The sequence below is a fragment of the Mesorhizobium sp. M0106 genome, assembly GCF_040322715.1.
Taxonomy (GTDB): domain Bacteria; phylum Pseudomonadota; class Alphaproteobacteria; order Rhizobiales; family Rhizobiaceae; genus Mesorhizobium.
In genome coordinates, this window is the sequence record NZ_JAMYUA010000043.1 from 13,197 (window position 1) to 29,649 (window position 16,453).

Below are 16,453 nucleotides of genomic sequence, written 5' to 3' on the forward strand. Positions count from 1 at the left end.
GCCGGTCTATTTTTGCTTGTCAGCTTTTGCATAGGCTTCGCCAAAATAGGCCAAGAATATATCAAGCATGCCGTTTTCGTGTGGTTCCTCCATGCTCCTCCACGTCCCGACAAACGCGTCCCATGCTTGGGCCTTCTTCGAGGTAAACGATGTCGGCGGGAGCTTTTTACCGATCGCCTCCGGCGAAAGGTCATCAAGCAGTCGCGAGAGCGCTGCTTGCATGGCGGCATAGGTGGCAAATTCGTGCGCCTTGAGATCGCGGAATGCGTCCTCGACGCTGTGCCTGGCATCGAGATAGCCGGCCCTGCGCCGCGCGAACATGATTTCGAGTATGTCGTCGGTGCTTGGGACAAATTTGAGAGGATTGTTTTCAGCGGAGCTTATCATCGTCCGGTGTGGGCTCTTGGCCAATGTCTTTGCAGCCGCACGTGCCTTCAGCAGCATGGCCAGTTGCTCGACCACCGTGCGCAGCACCGCGCCGATTTCGGCAGCGACTTCATGCGGATCACGCAACTGGAACAATTCCGGCGAAATGCCTGCGGCGATTGCAATTTCCCGCAGCACCTCGTCTGTCGTCGAAGGCAAGGTTGCAGGCGGCGACGATGTCGATGGCGGGGCTTGCCCGAGCCATCGCTCTGCCGAACTGAAAAAAGGCTCGCCTCCGGAATCGGGCAGCCGATCGGCCGCGACCGGCATGTGTCGTTGCGTCGAACCTCGGTCAGCCTCCGGATGACCTGGCGTTGCGTGCTCGTTGTCAATCGATACAAGGATGACATAGCGGCCGACCAGGAGCCTGTCGCCGTGGTCTAGCCGGCGCGGACCGGTGATGCGTTGGCTCGATCCATTGATGAAAGTGCCATTGCGCGAAATGTCGTGCAGCCAAAACGCGCCTGCCTCGTATCGGATCTGGCAATGCCGGCCGGAGATGAACTTGTCAGGGTCGGGCAAGATCCAGTCGCAATGTTCGCGCCCGATTTTGAAGCTGCGATTACGCGATCTGTAGCCGGGCGACACGCCAGCGGGCAGGGCATCAACGTTGCTGATCTGCAGACTGATTAACATGCGAAATCGCCTGTGTGATCGCTGGCGGCCTTGCCGACAGGATACTCCATGTTTTTAGCGTGGCTAATCCCAATATTCGCATCCGAGTCGGTCCTATTCGTGGTCAGCTTTGGCCTGCACAACAAACATGTGGTACGCTCGAAATGGACTGGCAACCATCAGGGTTTGATGTGATTTCGAGTTCCTGATTAGGATCTTCAAATCCACTGGGCTGGCCGCCAGGCCGAGGAGGGGCACGACCCATGCCAAGTGAACAACGTGCCACGGTTGTGCAAACGCCAGTTGGCGCTGAACTGTTGACCTTTACACATCTCGTCGGGCGCGATGAGATCAGTCGTTGTCTGGCCTATACGGTCGGGTTCGTGAGCCCCAGCCACGATATCGATCCGCTGGAGATGCTGGGTGGCCCCGTCTCGATCGAAGGTGAAGCCGACCCCCAGCGCTGGTTCAGCGGCATCGTGTCGGAGTTTCGCCTCACCCGGATCGAGGATCGACTGGCCTATTACGAAGCAGTCGTCAGGCCATGGCTCTGGTTTCTCGGCAATACTACCGACTGCCGTATTTTCCAGAACATGAGCGTCATCGAAATCGTCGAAGAGGTTTTCTCGAAATACAGCACGGCAAAATTCGAGAAACGCCTGCAAGGTTCATATCCGCCGCGCGAATATTGCGTGCAATATGATGAGACCGATCTGGACTTCGTGCAGCGGCTGCTCGAGCATGAGGGCATCCTGTATTTCTTCGAGCATGGCGAGGGCAAGCACACGCTTGTGCTCGCCGATGCCATGAACAAGCTCAAGCCGGCGACGGGCTACGAGAAGGTGCCCTATCACTTTGAAGGGCAGGGCTCCCGGCGCGATGTCGAATACATCACCGAATGGATTCCGGGCAGCTCCGTGCGGCCGGGCGCCTATGTCCATACCGACTATGACTTCAAAAAGCCGGGCGCCGACCTGATGGCCAAATCGGCCCAGCCGTTCAGTCACAAGCTGGCTACGGGTGAAAATTACCGTCAGCCCGGCGCGCATCTCGAAGTCGGCCGCGGCGACAGCCTGGCGGCAATCCGGCGCGAGGAAATCCAGGCGGTGCACCAGCGCATCGCCGCGGTTGGAACCGTGCGCGGCCTGTATTCAGGCTGCACGTTCAAGCTGGACGGTTTTCCGCGCGAAGACCAGAACCAGGAATATCTGGTGGTCAGCGCCGAATACAGGCTGTTCGATCCGGGCTACAGAGCCCTTGCCGATGTCGAAAGCGAAAACTTCAAGGTGATCCTCGGCGTGGCCCCGACCGCCTTGGCCTATCGCCCGCCGCGGGTCACGACACGGCCGATCATGCGCGGCCCGCAGACGGCGACGGTGGTCGGCCCGTCCGGCGAGGAAATATTCACCGACAAATATGCACGGGTGAAGGTGCAGTTCCACTGGGACCGTCTCGGCAAGAAGGACCAGAACAGCTCCTGCTTCGTGCGGGTTTCGCAGACCTGGGCCGGCAGCGGCTGGGGTTTCATCCAGATCCCGCGCATCGGCCAGGAGGTGATCGTCGACTTCATCGAAGGCGACCCGGATCTGCCGATCATCACCGGCCGGGTCTACAACGCCTCGCAGATGCCGCCCTACGGACTGCCGGGCAGCGCCACGCAATCCGGCTGGAAATCCGACTCGTCGAAAGGCGGCGGCGGCTACAACGAGCTGATGTTCGAGGACAAGGCCGGCTCCGAACTGGTCAATTTCCAGGCGCAGAAGGACCACAACCTTCTGATCAAGAACGACCGCACCAAGCTGGTGCAGCACGACCAGTCCGACCGCATCGACCACGACGCCAAGCACTCCGTCGGCCACAACCTCGACGAGGACGTCGGCAACAACAAGACGGTCAAGGTCGGCGTCGACCAGACGACGGATATCGGCTCGAACGATACCGAGACCGTTGGTATCAACCGCTCGCTGACAGTTGGTTCGAACGAGACCATCGGTATTGGGTCCAATTCGACCGAGACGATCGGCGCAAATCACACCCAGACGGTCGCGATCGTCCAGACGATCACCGTTGGCGCGGCGCGTGTCGATACAGTGGGTGCCTCGGAGACGCGCAGCGTCGGGGCGGTCCAGACGAATACGATCGGGGCGACACGGTCGGTGACCGTAGGTTCGGCGCAAAGCCACGACATCGGGGCTTCCGATAGCTGGAACATCGCGGCCGGGCAGACCGTCAATGTCGGTGCCGATCAGAGCGTCACGGTTGGCAGCGCCCAGACTTTCAGCATCGGTGCGGCACGCAGCGCGAGCATTGCCGCGGACGACTCCACAAGCGTCGGGGGCGCCCATACGCTGGGTATCGCAAAGGGTAGCGGGATCAGCATCGGCGAGGACAGTACCATCAAGGTCGGCAAGAAACTGGTGATTGACGCAGGTGACGAGATTTTGATCCAGACCGGATCGGCGAAGATCATGATGAAAAAGGACGGCACGATCGCGATTGAGGGCAAGGATATTTCCGTCAAGGCTTCCGGCAAGATCAACATCAAGGCATCGAGCGACATCACCATGAAGGGCTCGAAGATCCATGAGAATTGAGGGCGACGATGGTTGAGGTCAGGACGATGGTTGAGGTCAATGAGCGCATCGAGGGTGTCGTCATCGGTATCTTCCTTGGCTTCGGCGAGGACGCGCCTTTGGTGGTGTTTGCTGGTAATCCGGAGGAAGCCGCCTTGCCGGCACGCAGTCTGTGCGATTTGTCCTCCGACATGATCGGCTCCGAGGTGGCACTGCTTTTTCAACAAGGCGATCCGCGCAGGCCGTTGATCGTCGGCCGTATCGTTGAGCCGATACGCTCCGCGCCTCCCGCGCACGTTGTGCGCGACGGGGATCATGTGCGGATCACCGCCAACGACAGACTCGAGCTGCGTTGCGGCAAGGCGACAATCATCATGGAGAGCGATGGCCGCATCACAATCCGCGGCGGTCATATCATCAGCCACGCCAGCGGCGCGCAGCGCATTCGCGGTGGCTCGATCAACCTGAATTGATGGCCGTCTCCTGATGGCGTCGGGGAGCGCTCAGCTTATCGCGTCGCCGCAACGCATAGCGGTCGAGGTGGTGCGCCAGCATGTGGAGCAGGCGGCGTTTCTGTGGGCGCAGCGCGACACCTGGTCCCTGGAGGATCCGCCCGACGAGGCCGTGATTGCCGAGATTGGGCAGCGCCTCGAGATCAACCTCGACGGCCTTCGTATCGCCGGTAGCGCGGCATGGCCGTTCGTGGATCGCCAGCTTGCGGACTTCCCGGACAAGGGCGAGTTCTTCGTCGCCGGCTGGATGGCGATTGAGCAGGAGGACGCAAAGCGGGTCGACAGCACGATCGAGGCGGCGCGGCAAGCTGGGGAACGCCGAGGTCTGGTCGGTGCATTTTCCTGGCACAAGCCACAGAAGATCGGGAAACTCGTGCGGGACTGGCTGGGTGCGCATGATGCGCTTCTGCGCTACCTCGGCGTTGCCGCCTGCGTCGCACATGGTGTCGATCCGAAGCGGTTGCTTGAGCGTCTCGTCCGCGACCCGGATTCGGACACACGTGCACTCAGCCTGCGACTGGCTGGAAAGCTGAAACGCACGGATCTTGCGCAGGAGATGGAGGCTGCGATGCAGGCGGAAGACGATGCCGTGCGGCTTTGGGCGGGGTGGGCGTTGACGGAACTCGGCTCTGGCGATCTCGCGCGCGCCGCGTTGCGCAAGGCGGCAACCGCCGGCACTCCCGGCGCGCTGGCCGCTTTGCGCGCCGCTGTCAAGGCGGGACCGGAAAAGGAGGTGCGCGTCTGGCTGGGCGGACTGATGAAATCGCAGGCCACCGCGCCGCTCGCGGTGCGCGGCATTGGCATGCTGGGCGACCGGTCCGTGCTGGGGTGGCTGGTTCAGCAAATGTCTCAGCCTACCCTTGCTATCGCAGCCGTGGCGGCGTTTTTGGAGCTCTTTCCGGAGGCTCGAGGGGAGACCAAGCTCTTTAGCAGCGATCCCGCTGACGCCGGTACCGCATTCGTCGAACATTTCGGCGATGATTTGGTCACCTTGGCGATTGCTGAAAAGGTTGAGATATGGTGGCGTGACCAGAATTTGATGCAAGCATAGTTTAGTTCATGTGTAAGGTGTGCTAGTAATATAAACGTCTATTCAATCCGTCGTCCAAAAAAATACTTCCTACCGATTTCGAAGTGATCAATGCTTACATTCTCGACGATGTCATCAAGAACGGCTGCTGCGCCAAGTGGATTGAATATGCCTTGGTTGAAGCAAGGTGACATGTTCCAGCCTGTGGTGGCTTCGACCTTGCGTCTCATCGGAATGAAAAGCCCTCCAAGCATTCCTGCCTGAGGTCCTGTGACATGCTGATACATTTCTTCAATCATCTCACGAAGATTGAATGGTTGGCCTCGCCAAAGATAGATATCCCGCGCGAATCGTCCAGATAGCTCATTGTATCGATCATTGACCGCTTGCTCGAAATCGTTGGTCTGTTCGCCGTGTTGTTGCGCCAATTCTGCATAGCGACCGCCGCGCTTGATCAAACGCTCACGTTCGGCTGGGTCCGGCGTAAATTTCTCGGCCAGCGCCGCGATAGCTCCGCCTGGGGGCTCCATCAAACGAGCGATCGCCAATCCGATTCGAAGGTGTTGCCGTCGGTCGGCGACTCGCCGCCATGCGTCTCGCATTAAAGGAACTAGGGCCAAGTTGCCGGAGGCGCCAGCGGCATCCGCAGCAATGGGGAGCACGTCCAAAGGCCCTTCTTGTAGTGCGCGTGCGATGAACTCACGTTCGTTGACCGAACCAGCATCAGCCATCAGCGCAAAACATGCTTCGGAAAGATTTTCATCCACAGGAGGCAATAAAAATTGAGTAAGTTTGTTAAGTGATTTATAGTGACCGGACTTGCAGCTTTCTAGCGTGTTGACGAATAGTTGCCAAGGGTCGCTCGACGAAGAGTTAGATCCAAATCCTTCTGGAATTTGAGCGCCGTAAAAGTAGCCGTATGCTATCCATGACATTGTACCGAGTAAGAATTGAGGCGTCGGAATATTGTTCATTTTAGCTTGTACCGTCAAAGTGTGTGGTTCAACGCAGTCTCATATCCAAATTGCTGAGCATCAGCTAAGATCGTCCCATCCAACTCCTTGCATGCATCGTCAAATACAGGGGAGGTGTTTGGGCCGGTCGGGCAACCTCCAGCCGATCGCGGCACCCGGTGCGCGATCATTTTGGCGCCCTTCCAAGAGGGTGGCCTGAATGGATTGTCATTTCGAGCAAAGTTCTCATAGTGTGTATCAATCCCTTCCTTTTCCAAGGGTGTGATCCGATAATACTTGGAGCAAGGGCCATCCTTCGGGGGCATTTGTTCGGGACAAAGTTCTCGCACACCTTGAGCATCATTTAGTCCTTTCTCACCCTGCGCCCGCTGTTTTGGTGTCAACTTCAGATTCTGTAAACTCTGCTTGCCTCCTTTCCCCGTAACGCTACGCAAACCGGTTTCGCTGGGGTTGTAGAACTCTTCTTCGGTAATTGATTCACCTCTCAGTTGGGCCGCTGAATGAGCGAGGTTGCCGCAGCATTCGCAGATCATCGACCGTTGCTCACCCTTTGCCCCTCCGTCGCCTGTGCTCTGAGTCTCCGCCGTGACAAGTGGAGCCGTCGTCGTCGCCTCGGAAGCGTGGTTGCTTGTTGTGATATCCAAATGCCGGCAAACGTTCTTGCCCTCAAACTTCACATCCATGCACCATGCTTGGAAATAGGTCTTGCCCGTGATCTGGTGTGTCACGACGTTTGCGCCGAATGTGCGGGTCGCTGCTTCATCGCCCAACACCGATTCCTTGTAGTACGACTTCTGCGCGAGCGCGGCGCCTTTGCCGCCGATTTTCACCGTGGATGAAGCAGACTTGAGATTGTTGGAAAATGAGGTGTCCGGATAGGGGATCGGGATCGGCCCGGCCGGCGGCGATGGCGGCGACATGCACACGTCAGGGAAGCGCGCGATCGACTTGTTCATGCCGTTCTCGGCGGCAATTTCCCACATCCCGGCAAAGACGTTCTTTGTCATCTTCGCTCCCGTTAGGCCGAAACCACGGCGGCAGCTCGGCCGCCGAATGCCATCGAACTACCATGCAGAGCCGCGAGGTCGCCGGGCGCATAACCGCGCTTGAATGCTTCCTCCGCCCAGGCAAACTGGATCAGTCCAGCCGCCGATCCACAATCGCCCATACAGTCCGCCGCGTGCCATACGGGCTGTTCCGGGCGCGTCTTACGCATGTTGCGCATCTGTGCCAGCACAAGCTCCTCGAATGCATAGGATTCGCCCCCAACATCGCTCAGTCGGAACGCAACCTCGTGCATCTGGACGCCTGCCTCGCCAAGTGCGGCTTTCAGTGCCGCGCTAAGGCCATCCGCCCGGAACGGTTCCTCATTGCTGGCGGTTGCCGTTTCGACGGCGAGGCCCAGCCCTTGCAGCCGCAGAGACCCGTCAACGATCGGCCGTTTGCTGACGACCAGAATGCAGGCCGCCTCGCCGGGGATGAGGCCATCCGTCACTTCGCTCGTTTTCAATCGCATCCGGCTGTCGAGCCAGCTGAGCGAGCGCGCGTCGATCAGGCTGTCGATCGCCATGATGAGGCAGGCTTCCACGTTACGCTCATTCAGCAGCTTGCGCGCCTGTTCTATCGCAACAAAAGCCGAGATTTGGCCATAGGCGATCTGGAACGTGCGCGAGCCCACCAATGGCCTCCCGCCCGGCACCGCAAGCCCCGACAGAATTCCATTGATGCGGGCGCCGGGCATGCCGGAGTCGCGCGTACACAGGAGGAACGGCATCTCGCCCCAAGGGAGCAGGGCTGCGATCTTTTCGTCGATATGCTCGACAGCGAACCGGGCCAGTGCCTGAAGACGGCTGCGGCCGCGCGTCTCAGGCAGAATTGCGTCGACCACAGCGCCGCGAATTGGCTGACCGCCGTTGTCCCGGTACGGCAACTCCTCGAATACGGAGATCCTCGCCCGCATCGCGGCAATGGCACTTGCCGGCGTATAGCCGACCGGGCAGACGAGACTGATGCAGGAGATAGCGGTCATCTTTTCTTGCGCGCGGCCAGCGCCGCCACAGCTTCCTTCAAACCGGCGTAATGCGGCTTGGCATTAATCGGCTTCGGCTCTCTGCCCACCTGAACCTGCTGCAGTTTCACGAATTTTCGCGGCAGCTTTACGCCCACCCGTCCGACCAGAACGATCCTCCCCTCATGCGGCATTATGTTGAGCGTGTCCGGCGCCGCCACCTTGTGCTCGGTCCTGTCGTCGAACATGAACCGTACCGGTACCGACATCGCCGGCAGCTTCACCTTGAACGTGCCGCCCTCGTTCATGCCCAAGCAGCCGAAGACCATGCCTTCGCCGAGCTTGTCCAGCCATTGGTCCTGGGGCGCCGCCTGAAAGTAGCGGTCGTCGAAATCCTGCGGCAGGAATGGCAGGACGTTCTCCATCCAGTGCTTGTCATAGGTACCGGCATAGCGCGCGCGTTCCTTCGCAAAGCGCGGCACCGGCCCGAAGCCGATGGGGCGCGGCCGGTCGTTCCAGATGCGCATCCGCGATTGGGGATGCTCGACACAGGGCAGCGGTGTGCCGTCAATGTTGCCCTGGCCGACAAGGTAGCCGCTGCCGATCGGGTTGACGGCATCACCGCGATGCTTGGTCGGATCGGGATCGGTTCGGTCGGTACCTCCAAATGCGAGATGCCACGCCAGCGGAATTGAAATGAACGGCGTCGGCCGTGAAGCCTGAATGCCGAGCCCGCCTCGAAACCAGCGTCTTTGTCCGCTGACCACCGCGCGCTTGTCCAGTCCCGGCCCAACCAATCGCACTTCGATCGCTTCCGCCTGCCGCCCTTGCGGGGCGACGGCCATCGCATCGAGCAGAACCTCGCATTTCGGCTTGACGGGAGCAAAGTCCGTCTCGACGCGAATGGAGGTGATCTCCGGATCGCCATAATGGGTATCGGCATAGACGAAGGGCGACTGCTCCTTGCTGGGCGTGCAGTTTCCGTCGGGATCGACATCGAATGTGGCACGAATGACAGCCACACAATGTTTCACGCAATGCTTGTCCTGGTAGGGAAAGGTCTCGGCGAGAAACGGCGTGGTGTTCTGGCTGACGAACATCAGCTGGTCTCCCAGCTTGCCGCAAAGATCTGCTCCAGCGTCGCTTGCGGTGACCTTGGATCAATGTCGAAAATGTCCGAATGCGAAGTCCACATGACCATATCGCCGATCACCTCTTCACCCGGTTCGACGGTAGGCACGGGCAGGGCGCCCAGCGCTGTATCCAGTTCCTCCGGCGTCAGCTCGCCGCTTTGGGCGGCGATGGCGACCTTTTCGATCTCGGCAAACCATGCGTCGGCATAGGCAAGCTGAACGGGAGCCTCCGAAAGCTGCGCGACGACGCTCAACGGAAACCGCCTGCCAACCCTATCGACGCTCTGCAAGATAATGCCCGCCGACGCGCCGACAAAGCCCGGACCCGTTAGGAACCGTAGCGCCGTGCCGCGCGGCCAGGTTTCCGAGCCCATCAGCGGCACGATGTGCTGCGCCAGCCAGCGGTCCCAGACGCGCACAAAATCCCCGGGCAGCCGCCGCGTGACGAAATCGCCGGTGGCAGGCATCTTGCCGTAAAAGCCGGGCAGGATCATATCTGCGGCGGACATGAAAATTTCTTGAACATTTGCAGGTTGTACGGGTTTTCGACGCTGGCGGCCTTGAGCTGGAAATCGGCGTACATGCCTTGGGTGCCAAGGCGCAGGCTGTAGACGTCCGACAGCGAGGTGCCTGTGAAGCGACCGCTGCGCAACATTCTCAGCCACGCCCAGCTGCCGGTCTCGTTGAGCAAGATTTCGGGCGAGCCATCGATCGGCTGGAAGGCAAGCGAGATGACGCCCGTGCCGTCCTTGCCGGGCCACGTCATCGGCTGCGGCCTCGTTGCGTTGTTATAATAGACGAGGTTCTGGCCATCGAGGTTGAGTGTCACGCGCGCCACATTGGGCGACAGATCCTTGGGTTCGAGCGTGAAGCTCATCAGGGGGCCAGTACCGCCGGGAAAGAGATCATCGCGGATCCGCCTTGCCTGTTCGAACGCGGCCAGTGCCGAAGGATCGAGGCCGAAATCGGCGCGCCATTTCCACGGCTGCGCCGACGTGTCGACATAGCTGATCAGGTGGTCGTTTATGAAGGTGTCGATCAGTCCTGCCGGTCCGAACAGGCGGGCGAAGTCGCGGACATTGACGTCGACGGCGCTGTCAGGGCTGAAAGGATATCGGTTGTTGAGTGCCGCCTGGCAGAACGGCAGGATGTCGGCTCGCCAGATGGCGTTGAGCTCCGAGGTGACCGCCTTCTGCGTCAGCCCGCTGGTATCGCCGGCAATCCCGCCCAACCAGTCGTCGACCGGGTCGGGCAGGATCTGCGCCTGCCTGGCAACCGCTCCAGTCAGTTCGGCGAGGCCGCCCTGTTTCTTGATGGCGTCCTGGGGATCGGGATTGGCCGTCACCGTCTGCAGCACGTTGGACAGTGCGGTGAGCGCGACAATGGCGGCGTCGAGCGCCGGCGGCTGGCCGTCGACCTCGGCGATGGCACCCTTGAGCGGCTTGAAATGCTCGGCCACCAGACTGCCGGTAAGATCCACTTCGTCGGCGGAGCCCGCACGCGGCAAAAGCTTTGCTCCGGTTTTTACGATCTTGCCAAGCTTGCCCAGCTTGCCCAGCAGTTTCGAGCCACCTGCCGCCGCCTTGTCGTTTGCCGGCGCTTCATCGGATCGCGTAAGCTCGGTCTCCTGAACCACCGCGGTGACCAGGCGCTTCAGCGCGGAGTCGGCGCTTGAAAGATCCTTGAGGTTTTCACTGGCGACGTTTAGGTCGGTCAATGGCGCCAGCCTCATGTCGCGCAGGAAGCTGTCCCACTGCGCAATATAGTCGTCATAATAAAGTTTCAGAATATCCTCTGACAGCGCCGACACCGAGGTTTCGGAATTTTCCGAGCAACCGCCGGCGAACACCGCCCGGTCGAGTGCTGCCTGGGCGGCGACATCCTCGACCCGGTCGAGAATGGCCTCATGGAAGCCGGCATAGGTGAACGCTCCCGAAATGCCGACCCGAAGCGTCTTGTCGGAACGCCGCGCAAAGACCTTGGCGCCGTTGGGGCCGGCGAAGTTGGCAGGAATCCATTCCTTGAGCGCAGCCACCGCCGGGTCGGCCAGCAGCTGCTTGTAGGCACGCGCCGGCAAGGAAATCGTGCAGACGGTTTTCAGTGCCTCTGCAACCAGTGCCTGGTCCGGGGCGATATAACTGGCGTCAACCGCCATGCGACGGATCGCGGCAAGCTGGTGCTCTTCGGCGTCAGCTGTCGGAAAGGGGGCAGCCGCGGCGAATTCAGGCAGACTGTTGACCCACCAGCTCTGGGCGAAGTCTGGATCCATCTGAGAAAGGCCGGTCATCATGCGATAGGTCTTCAGCGCGCCAAGCATGAACTCCGGATCGCGGATCTGCCGCCACATCGTCGCTTCGAGCAGCGCCACCATGTGCGGCTCGAGAACGTTACGCAAAGCATGGTCGTAAGTGTCGGTCTGTGCCCGCACCAGTTCCGCCGAGGCTGATGGCCCCAGCAAATCCTGTGCTGCGCCAGGAGGCGGGGTGCGGGCATTTGCGACCTCATCCATCGCACCGAGGGCGAGATCGATGGCAGGCTGTTCTACGGATGCCGGGTTTGCCGCGGCCGAGGTCAGTGGCGTTTGCAGCGCCTCGAACTGGCTTGCCTGGGCCGTGATCGCGTTGCGGTTGTCGTAGTAGGACCAGGTAAATAGGCCGCTGACCAGCAGGGCGGCTGCGGCACATGCGGCGGCCGCGCCACGCCAGATCCAGGCGCGGCGGCGTTGCGCCAGCGGATCCAAGGTGCCTAGGCCGGCTTCCTTGAAGATGACTTCTGTGAGCAGGTTCTTTAGGAAGAAGCTGCGTTTTTCGACACGCGGCGCGGCCAACGCCCGGCGCGGCGGAAGGCCGAAGGAGGCAGACAGCGCTGCGGTCAGCCGATCGATCGGCGCCCCTTCCTGGGTCGCCGACGTCAGATAAAGGCCACGCAGCCAGGCGGCCTCCTCATACCGGCTTTCGCCGAACATCGCCTCGATCAGTACCTGGATCGGCTCGGACAGGCTGGCGAGTTGGGCGGGAAACCTGAAGATTTCGGCGCGGGCAGCAAGCTTGTCTTCGTCCTCCAGCCGGGGCACCAGCCGCCGCTCGAGCTCGGTTGCTAACGTCGCGATTTCCCGCTCGATGGTCTTTGCATCGACATGCGCGTCGAGTGCGAACGTAGTCCCCCAGACCTGCTCGCGCGCAGCCGTCGACAAACCGCCGAAGAAAGGCTCGAACCCCTTGATCAGGTCGGCTTTTGTCAGCATCAGATAGACCGGAAGGCGGATTTCGAGGCGGTCGTTGAGCTCGGCCAGCCGACGGCGGATCTTGCGGCCATGCGCCTTGATGGCGTCGTCGCCCTCCGAAAGCACATCGATCGAAAGCGCGACGATCACCCCGTTGAGCGCCCGACGGCCCCGGTGCTTCTTCAAAAGGTCGAGGAAGCCCAGCCACTCCACTGCGTCGACGTCGGGTTGGCTCTCCTGTTGGACATAGCGGCCTGCAGTGTCGATCAGAACCGCACTCTCCGAAAAGAACCAGTCGCAATTGCGCGTGCCGCCGACCCCTTGCAGGTCGTCGGTCAGGTCGATCGGAAAATTCAACCCCGACTGGCGCAAGGCCGTGGTCTTGCCGGTGGCCGGCGGTCCGACGATCACGTACCAGGGCATCTCGCGCAGGAACTTGCGACCACCCAGTTTGCGGCGCTTCAACTCGGCCATGACCTCGCCGAACTTGGCTCCGACGGCAGCGACATTCTCTTCGGAGGGGCTGAGTGGCTTGTCTACCGCCGGCGCGGCGATTTCGGCGACGAACATACGGTTGGCACGGATCGCCCGACGCTGGGCGGCGATCAGCCAGATCAGCCAGAAGATGACCAGCAGCGCGATGATGACGATGCGCACATTGTCGGAGGCGAAAGGGTCGTAGGGTCCGACCCTGACGATCGGCCCGAATACCCAGATCACAAAGGAAAGCAGTGTGATGCCAATCAGTGTCCACAGCCAGCGCGATGTCAGGACCGCCCAGAGGAAGCGCAGGATGAACATCTCACAGCCTCTTTTCCACCAGCACCTCAACGCGCCGGTTCAGGGCCCGGCCCTCGCGCGTGCCGTCGTCGGCCACTGGATCCGTGGCTGCCCGGCCCTCGGAATGGACGCGTTCCTGCGGCACTCCGTTTTGTACGAGCATGTCGGCAATGGTCTGGGCGCGAGCCTCTGACAGTCGCTGGTTGGTCGACAGCGGATTGGTTCTTTGCAGAGGGACGCCGTCCGTATGTCCGACCACAGTGATGTTGCCGATCAGGTCACGATTGGCGAGGATCACCTTGGCGATCGAGCCGATCAGCGGCTCGAATCCTTCCGTCAGTGTTGGCCGCGACGACTGGAACAGTTCGGGGTTGGAGGCCTGGATGACCAGCTTGGCCAGCGAAACGCTCTCCGTGCCGCTCAGAGCCGATCTGAGATTGCCCGGCGCCCCGGCCTCAAATTCGGGCAGTAGTGCAAAATCCACAGTCTCCGGCGGCGGGACATCGACCGTCGGCGACACGCGGCTGATGTCGCCACGGGTCGGCGGCGGCAAGGCGCGGACCAGCGCTGAAAGCTCAACCGCCTGGCTGCTTAGTCCCATCGAGAGCCCGACATAGGTCGCGGTGGCGATGACCGCCGCGGCCAGGGCCATCACCCAGATCGGAACGATGAAGCGCTGCGGCTCGTCGGATGCGATGACGCCTTTCCAGTTCGGCGACAGCGGTGCATTCTCGGCGTCGGCATCGCGCAGGAAACGTGCCGCGGCCACACGAACGGCATTGAGCGAGCGATCGCCCGACCGGCCGGGCACGCGATACTTGCCGCGAAAACCGAGTGCCAGGCAGTCATACTGGAGTTCCAGCAATTCGCGATCGCGGTTCGGATGGCGTTCCAGTTCATCAAGCCGTGTGAAGAACTGCGTGCCGGCGTCGACGTCGCCGCGCAACATGACCACAAGCGGCTGACGCGGCCATGCGCTGGCCCCGCCCCAGGGCGTGTTCAGGGCGAGATCGTCGAGCAAGGCCGCCACCACCCATGCTGCCTGATCGGCCCGTTCCATCGACGACCCCGCCGCCATTGCCGTGTCGCGTGCCCGAACCAGTTCTTCGAGCAGCCGAGTGCGTAACACTTCCGGATTCTCCGGTGGCAGCGCGCTCTCAAGCTCCGGCGCAAACTCGAGCAGGGGCGCGAAGGCGTTGACAAGGCCGTTCGGGTGGGTGCGCGAGCGTTTTACCGGCCCGCCCGGCAAGGATGCCGCCATCGGTCGCGGCATCGGCGTACCGGTCAGCCTGATGCGAGTGCGTTCGCGATCCTCCGACAGTCCGAAAGGATCATCCCGGCTCATGGTTTCACCTGTTCACCGAATAGCAGTCCACCTGCGGTTCGCTCGGCAGTACACCCGAAACGCCAATGACGAAGCCTGGGGCACCGAGCAGCGATGCCCAGTGCTCGCTTTTCTGGTCGAGCTCAAGGCACAGCCGATCGCCGTCGTAAGGAATCTCGCGCGGTTGCGAATGAAGCGGTTTCAGCGGGATGCCGGGCAGGCGGGACTTCCACAGGCCCTCGAACTCATCCGCCGAGCCCACGGTCGCCTGGTTGACGAATATCTTCCGTAGCGCGTCCTCCGACAGTTCCGAACCGACCCGGATGACGATCCGGCTGGCCACCAGCAGCTTCGGATTGTCGATGCGGATTTTCCAAACATTGGTCGAATGGCGCATGACGGGCAGCGCGCGCGATTTCGGCTCGATGTAGCGCAGGCTCAGGATCAGTGAGCGCAATGCATCCGCCAGCGCCGAAAACGGTAGGCCGGGCGCCATGTGATCGTAAGCCGGCAGCTCGCCCAGTCGCCGCGCGCTCGAGCCGTAGGTCGCCATCGAACCGGCTAGCCCGGCCAGTTCCAGGTAGAGTTCGGCCGGATGGAAAACATCCTGCGCCAGCATATGGGCCAGTCGCGGACGCGCCGCGTTGGCGAGGTTGAGCATCAGCAGGTCTTCGACGCTGCGCCCTGGCCCGCCCATGACCATCTTGCCATGCGCCTCGGCGATCTGGTCAAGGCCTGTGACGACTTCCAGAAGCAATTGCCGGTACCAGGCCACTGCACCAGTAACCAGGGCCGGTGGCAGGAACGTCTCGTCTAGCGAAACGCCGCCATCGGCACGAACCCCCTTGATGCCGGCTATCGGCAGGGCGGTATAGCCGCCGACCGATTTGCCGGGTGCAAGCAACAGCGATTGCGGTCGGGCGATTTCGATTTCTTCGGGATCTGAACCGCCCTGGACGGCATCGCGCACCGAAACGATCCGTCCATGATAGCGCGCACCGCTGGGTGGCGCATGCGCGGGATCGAAGCCAACGCCGCCGGCCGGCTCGAGCGGCAGGGCGACCAGCACCGGGCCGGCGCCTGTATCCGGGGTGACCGGCAGCGGACGCGGCGCGTCCATGAGATCCGGAATGGAGAAGGGGGTTCCGTCGGGGAAAATGCCTCGTGCAGACAGGATCGAGATCTGGCCGGCATCGAGCAATGCCTTATCCAGGGTCAATTGCTGAAAGCCGAACGTGTGCAGCTGGCCGGCCTGCAACGCGCCGCGCACAGTCGCCTCGAAGAAACGGTCCTGCTGCTGGAAATGCTGGGTCCGCAGAAAAAGGCCCTCGGACCACAGCACCCTGTTTGCATCGCTCATCCGGCTACTCTCTGCATCGAGCCCCCATGCCTTGGCCGTCAGGCGGAAATGCCGCCGCTGCCGAGTGTGACATTGGTCGTAAAGTTTGATCCGGGCGAAACCGATTTGGTCGTCCGCCAGTTTCGCCCGCCAGGCTCACGGATGAGTGCCACGAATCCCAGGGCGGTCGCATCCGGTTCGACCGTAATGGTCTTGGTCGCAGTTTTTCCAGGCGCGACGGCAATCTGGTCGGATCCGATGAGATCACCTGCCAGTGCCGAGCCGGCATCCCCCTGCAAGGCAAAGTAGTCGGCAGAGTTGAACTTACCGGTGCTGCGTAGCCGCATGACCAGCACCGTCACTGGCCGGTCGCCGCCGCCTGGTCCAGGGTTCATGCCGGCCGCTCCTGTCAGCTTGACCGTGATGACCGACGGTTTTGGCGGCCCGGCGCTTTGACAGGCCGTAAGCAGCCCGGTCGCGCCCAAGGCAACGATAAATTCGCGTCGATCGATCATG

Annotated in this window: 13 protein-coding genes and 1 pseudogene; 3 read left to right on the top strand and 11 right to left on the bottom strand. The window is 61.4% G+C overall.

Annotated features, from left to right (window positions below; all coding sequences use genetic code 11):
• Positions 1–6: 6 nt before the first annotated feature.
• Together tagH and NKJ55_RS28645 are read right to left on the bottom strand one after the other, a co-directional pair.
• Entirely contained in the window at positions 7–696 is a 690-nt protein-coding gene (gene tagH, locus NKJ55_RS28640) for a type VI secretion system-associated FHA domain protein TagH (protein ID WP_352452829.1), read from the bottom strand.
• A gap of 144 nt (positions 697–840) precedes the next feature.
• A pseudogene (locus NKJ55_RS28645) lies at positions 841–1,062 on the bottom strand (FHA domain-containing protein); the annotation flags it as partial.
• A gap of 242 nt (positions 1,063–1,304) precedes the next feature.
• Here NKJ55_RS28645 and NKJ55_RS28650 point away from each other — a divergent pair.
• From NKJ55_RS28650 to NKJ55_RS28660, 3 genes are read left to right on the top strand one after another with little or no spacing between them, the layout of a single operon-like run.
• Positions 1,305–3,635, top strand: coding sequence for a type VI secretion system Vgr family protein (locus tag NKJ55_RS28650; RefSeq protein ID WP_352452802.1), 2,331 nt, complete (start codon positions 1,305–1,307; stop codon positions 3,633–3,635).
• 26 nt (positions 3,636–3,661) lie between these two features.
• Positions 3,662–4,087, top strand: a complete 426-nt coding sequence (locus NKJ55_RS28655; protein WP_352452803.1) for a DUF6484 domain-containing protein — start codon at positions 3,662–3,664, stop codon at positions 4,085–4,087.
• Positions 4,088–4,100: 13 nt separating this feature from the next.
• The gene (locus NKJ55_RS28660) at positions 4,101–5,177 is read left to right on the top strand and encodes a HEAT repeat domain-containing protein (RefSeq protein ID WP_352452804.1); all 1,077 of its coding nucleotides are present in this window, start codon (positions 4,101–4,103) and stop codon (positions 5,175–5,177) included.
• A 38-nt stretch (positions 5,178–5,215) separates the two neighbouring features.
• Here NKJ55_RS28660 and NKJ55_RS28665 read toward each other — a convergent pair whose 3' ends face one another.
• From NKJ55_RS28665 to tssJ, 9 genes are read right to left on the bottom strand one after another with little or no spacing between them, the layout of a single operon-like run.
• Entirely contained in the window at positions 5,216–6,130 is a 915-nt protein-coding gene (locus tag NKJ55_RS28665) for a hypothetical protein (RefSeq protein WP_352452805.1), read from the bottom strand.
• Between the two features lie 14 nt (positions 6,131–6,144).
• Entirely contained in the window at positions 6,145–7,137 is a 993-nt protein-coding gene (locus NKJ55_RS28670; RefSeq protein ID WP_352452806.1) for a PAAR-like domain-containing protein, read from the bottom strand.
• Positions 7,138–7,148: 11 nt separating this feature from the next.
• Complete coding sequence (locus NKJ55_RS28675; RefSeq protein WP_352452807.1) at positions 7,149–8,159, bottom strand: hypothetical protein; 1,011 nt, start codon at positions 8,157–8,159, stop codon at positions 7,149–7,151.
• Positions 8,156–9,238 carry a DUF2169 family type VI secretion system accessory protein gene (locus tag NKJ55_RS28680; RefSeq protein WP_352452808.1) on the bottom strand — a complete coding sequence of 361 codons (1,083 nt, stop codon included), beginning with the start codon at positions 9,236–9,238 and terminating at the stop codon, positions 8,156–8,158. Before NKJ55_RS28680 ends, NKJ55_RS28675 begins: the two co-directional genes overlap by 4 nt.
• Positions 9,238–9,780: a type VI secretion system-associated protein TagF gene (tagF, locus tag NKJ55_RS28685; RefSeq protein WP_352452809.1), complete on the bottom strand. Its 543-nt coding sequence runs from the start codon at positions 9,778–9,780 to the stop codon at positions 9,238–9,240. Before tagF ends, NKJ55_RS28680 begins: the two co-directional genes overlap by 1 nt.
• Positions 9,762–13,295: a type VI secretion system membrane subunit TssM gene (gene tssM / locus NKJ55_RS28690; protein WP_352452810.1), complete on the bottom strand. Its 3,534-nt coding sequence runs from the start codon at positions 13,293–13,295 to the stop codon at positions 9,762–9,764. Before tssM ends, tagF begins: the two co-directional genes overlap by 19 nt.
• Before the next feature lies 1 nt (position 13,296).
• Positions 13,297–14,619, bottom strand: coding sequence for a type IVB secretion system protein IcmH/DotU (gene icmH, locus NKJ55_RS28695; RefSeq protein ID WP_352452811.1), 1,323 nt, complete (start codon positions 14,617–14,619; stop codon positions 13,297–13,299).
• Positions 14,620–14,623: 4 nt separating this feature from the next.
• Positions 14,624–15,958, bottom strand: a complete 1,335-nt coding sequence (gene tssK / locus NKJ55_RS28700) for a type VI secretion system baseplate subunit TssK (protein WP_352452812.1) — start codon at positions 15,956–15,958, stop codon at positions 14,624–14,626.
• A 38-nt stretch (positions 15,959–15,996) separates the two neighbouring features.
• The gene (gene tssJ / locus NKJ55_RS28705; protein WP_352452813.1) at positions 15,997–16,452 is read right to left on the bottom strand and encodes a type VI secretion system lipoprotein TssJ; all 456 of its coding nucleotides are present in this window, start codon (positions 16,450–16,452) and stop codon (positions 15,997–15,999) included.
• Between the last annotated feature and the right edge of the window lies 1 nt (position 16,453).

Coding starts and splice junctions, on each gene's coding strand:
- icmH (WP_352452811.1), bottom strand. CDS start 14,619: ATGAGCCGGGATGATCCTTTCGGACTGTCGGAGGATCGCGAACGCACT.
- tagF (WP_352452809.1), bottom strand. CDS start 9,780: ATGTCCGCCGCAGATATGATCCTGCCCGGCTTTTACGGCAAGATGCCT.
- tagH (WP_352452829.1), bottom strand. CDS start 696: ATGCCGGTCGCGGCCGATCGGCTGCCCGATTCCGGAGGCGAGCCTTTT.
- NKJ55_RS28675 (WP_352452807.1), bottom strand. CDS start 8,159: ATGACCGCTATCTCCTGCATCAGTCTCGTCTGCCCGGTCGGCTATACG.
- tssM (WP_352452810.1), bottom strand. CDS start 13,295: ATGTTCATCCTGCGCTTCCTCTGGGCGGTCCTGACATCGCGCTGGCTG.
- NKJ55_RS28655 (WP_352452803.1), top strand. CDS start 3,662: ATGGTTGAGGTCAATGAGCGCATCGAGGGTGTCGTCATCGGTATCTTC.
- NKJ55_RS28665 (WP_352452805.1), bottom strand. CDS start 6,130: ATGAACAATATTCCGACGCCTCAATTCTTACTCGGTACAATGTCATGG.
- NKJ55_RS28660 (WP_352452804.1), top strand. CDS start 4,101: ATGGCGTCGGGGAGCGCTCAGCTTATCGCGTCGCCGCAACGCATAGCG.
- NKJ55_RS28680 (WP_352452808.1), bottom strand. CDS start 9,238: ATGTTCGTCAGCCAGAACACCACGCCGTTTCTCGCCGAGACCTTTCCC.
- tssK (WP_352452812.1), bottom strand. CDS start 15,958: ATGAGCGATGCAAACAGGGTGCTGTGGTCCGAGGGCCTTTTTCTGCGG.
- tssJ (WP_352452813.1), bottom strand. CDS start 16,452: ATGATCGATCGACGCGAATTTATCGTTGCCTTGGGCGCGACCGGGCTG.
- NKJ55_RS28670 (WP_352452806.1), bottom strand. CDS start 7,137: ATGACAAAGAACGTCTTTGCCGGGATGTGGGAAATTGCCGCCGAGAAC.
- NKJ55_RS28650 (WP_352452802.1), top strand. CDS start 1,305: ATGCCAAGTGAACAACGTGCCACGGTTGTGCAAACGCCAGTTGGCGCT.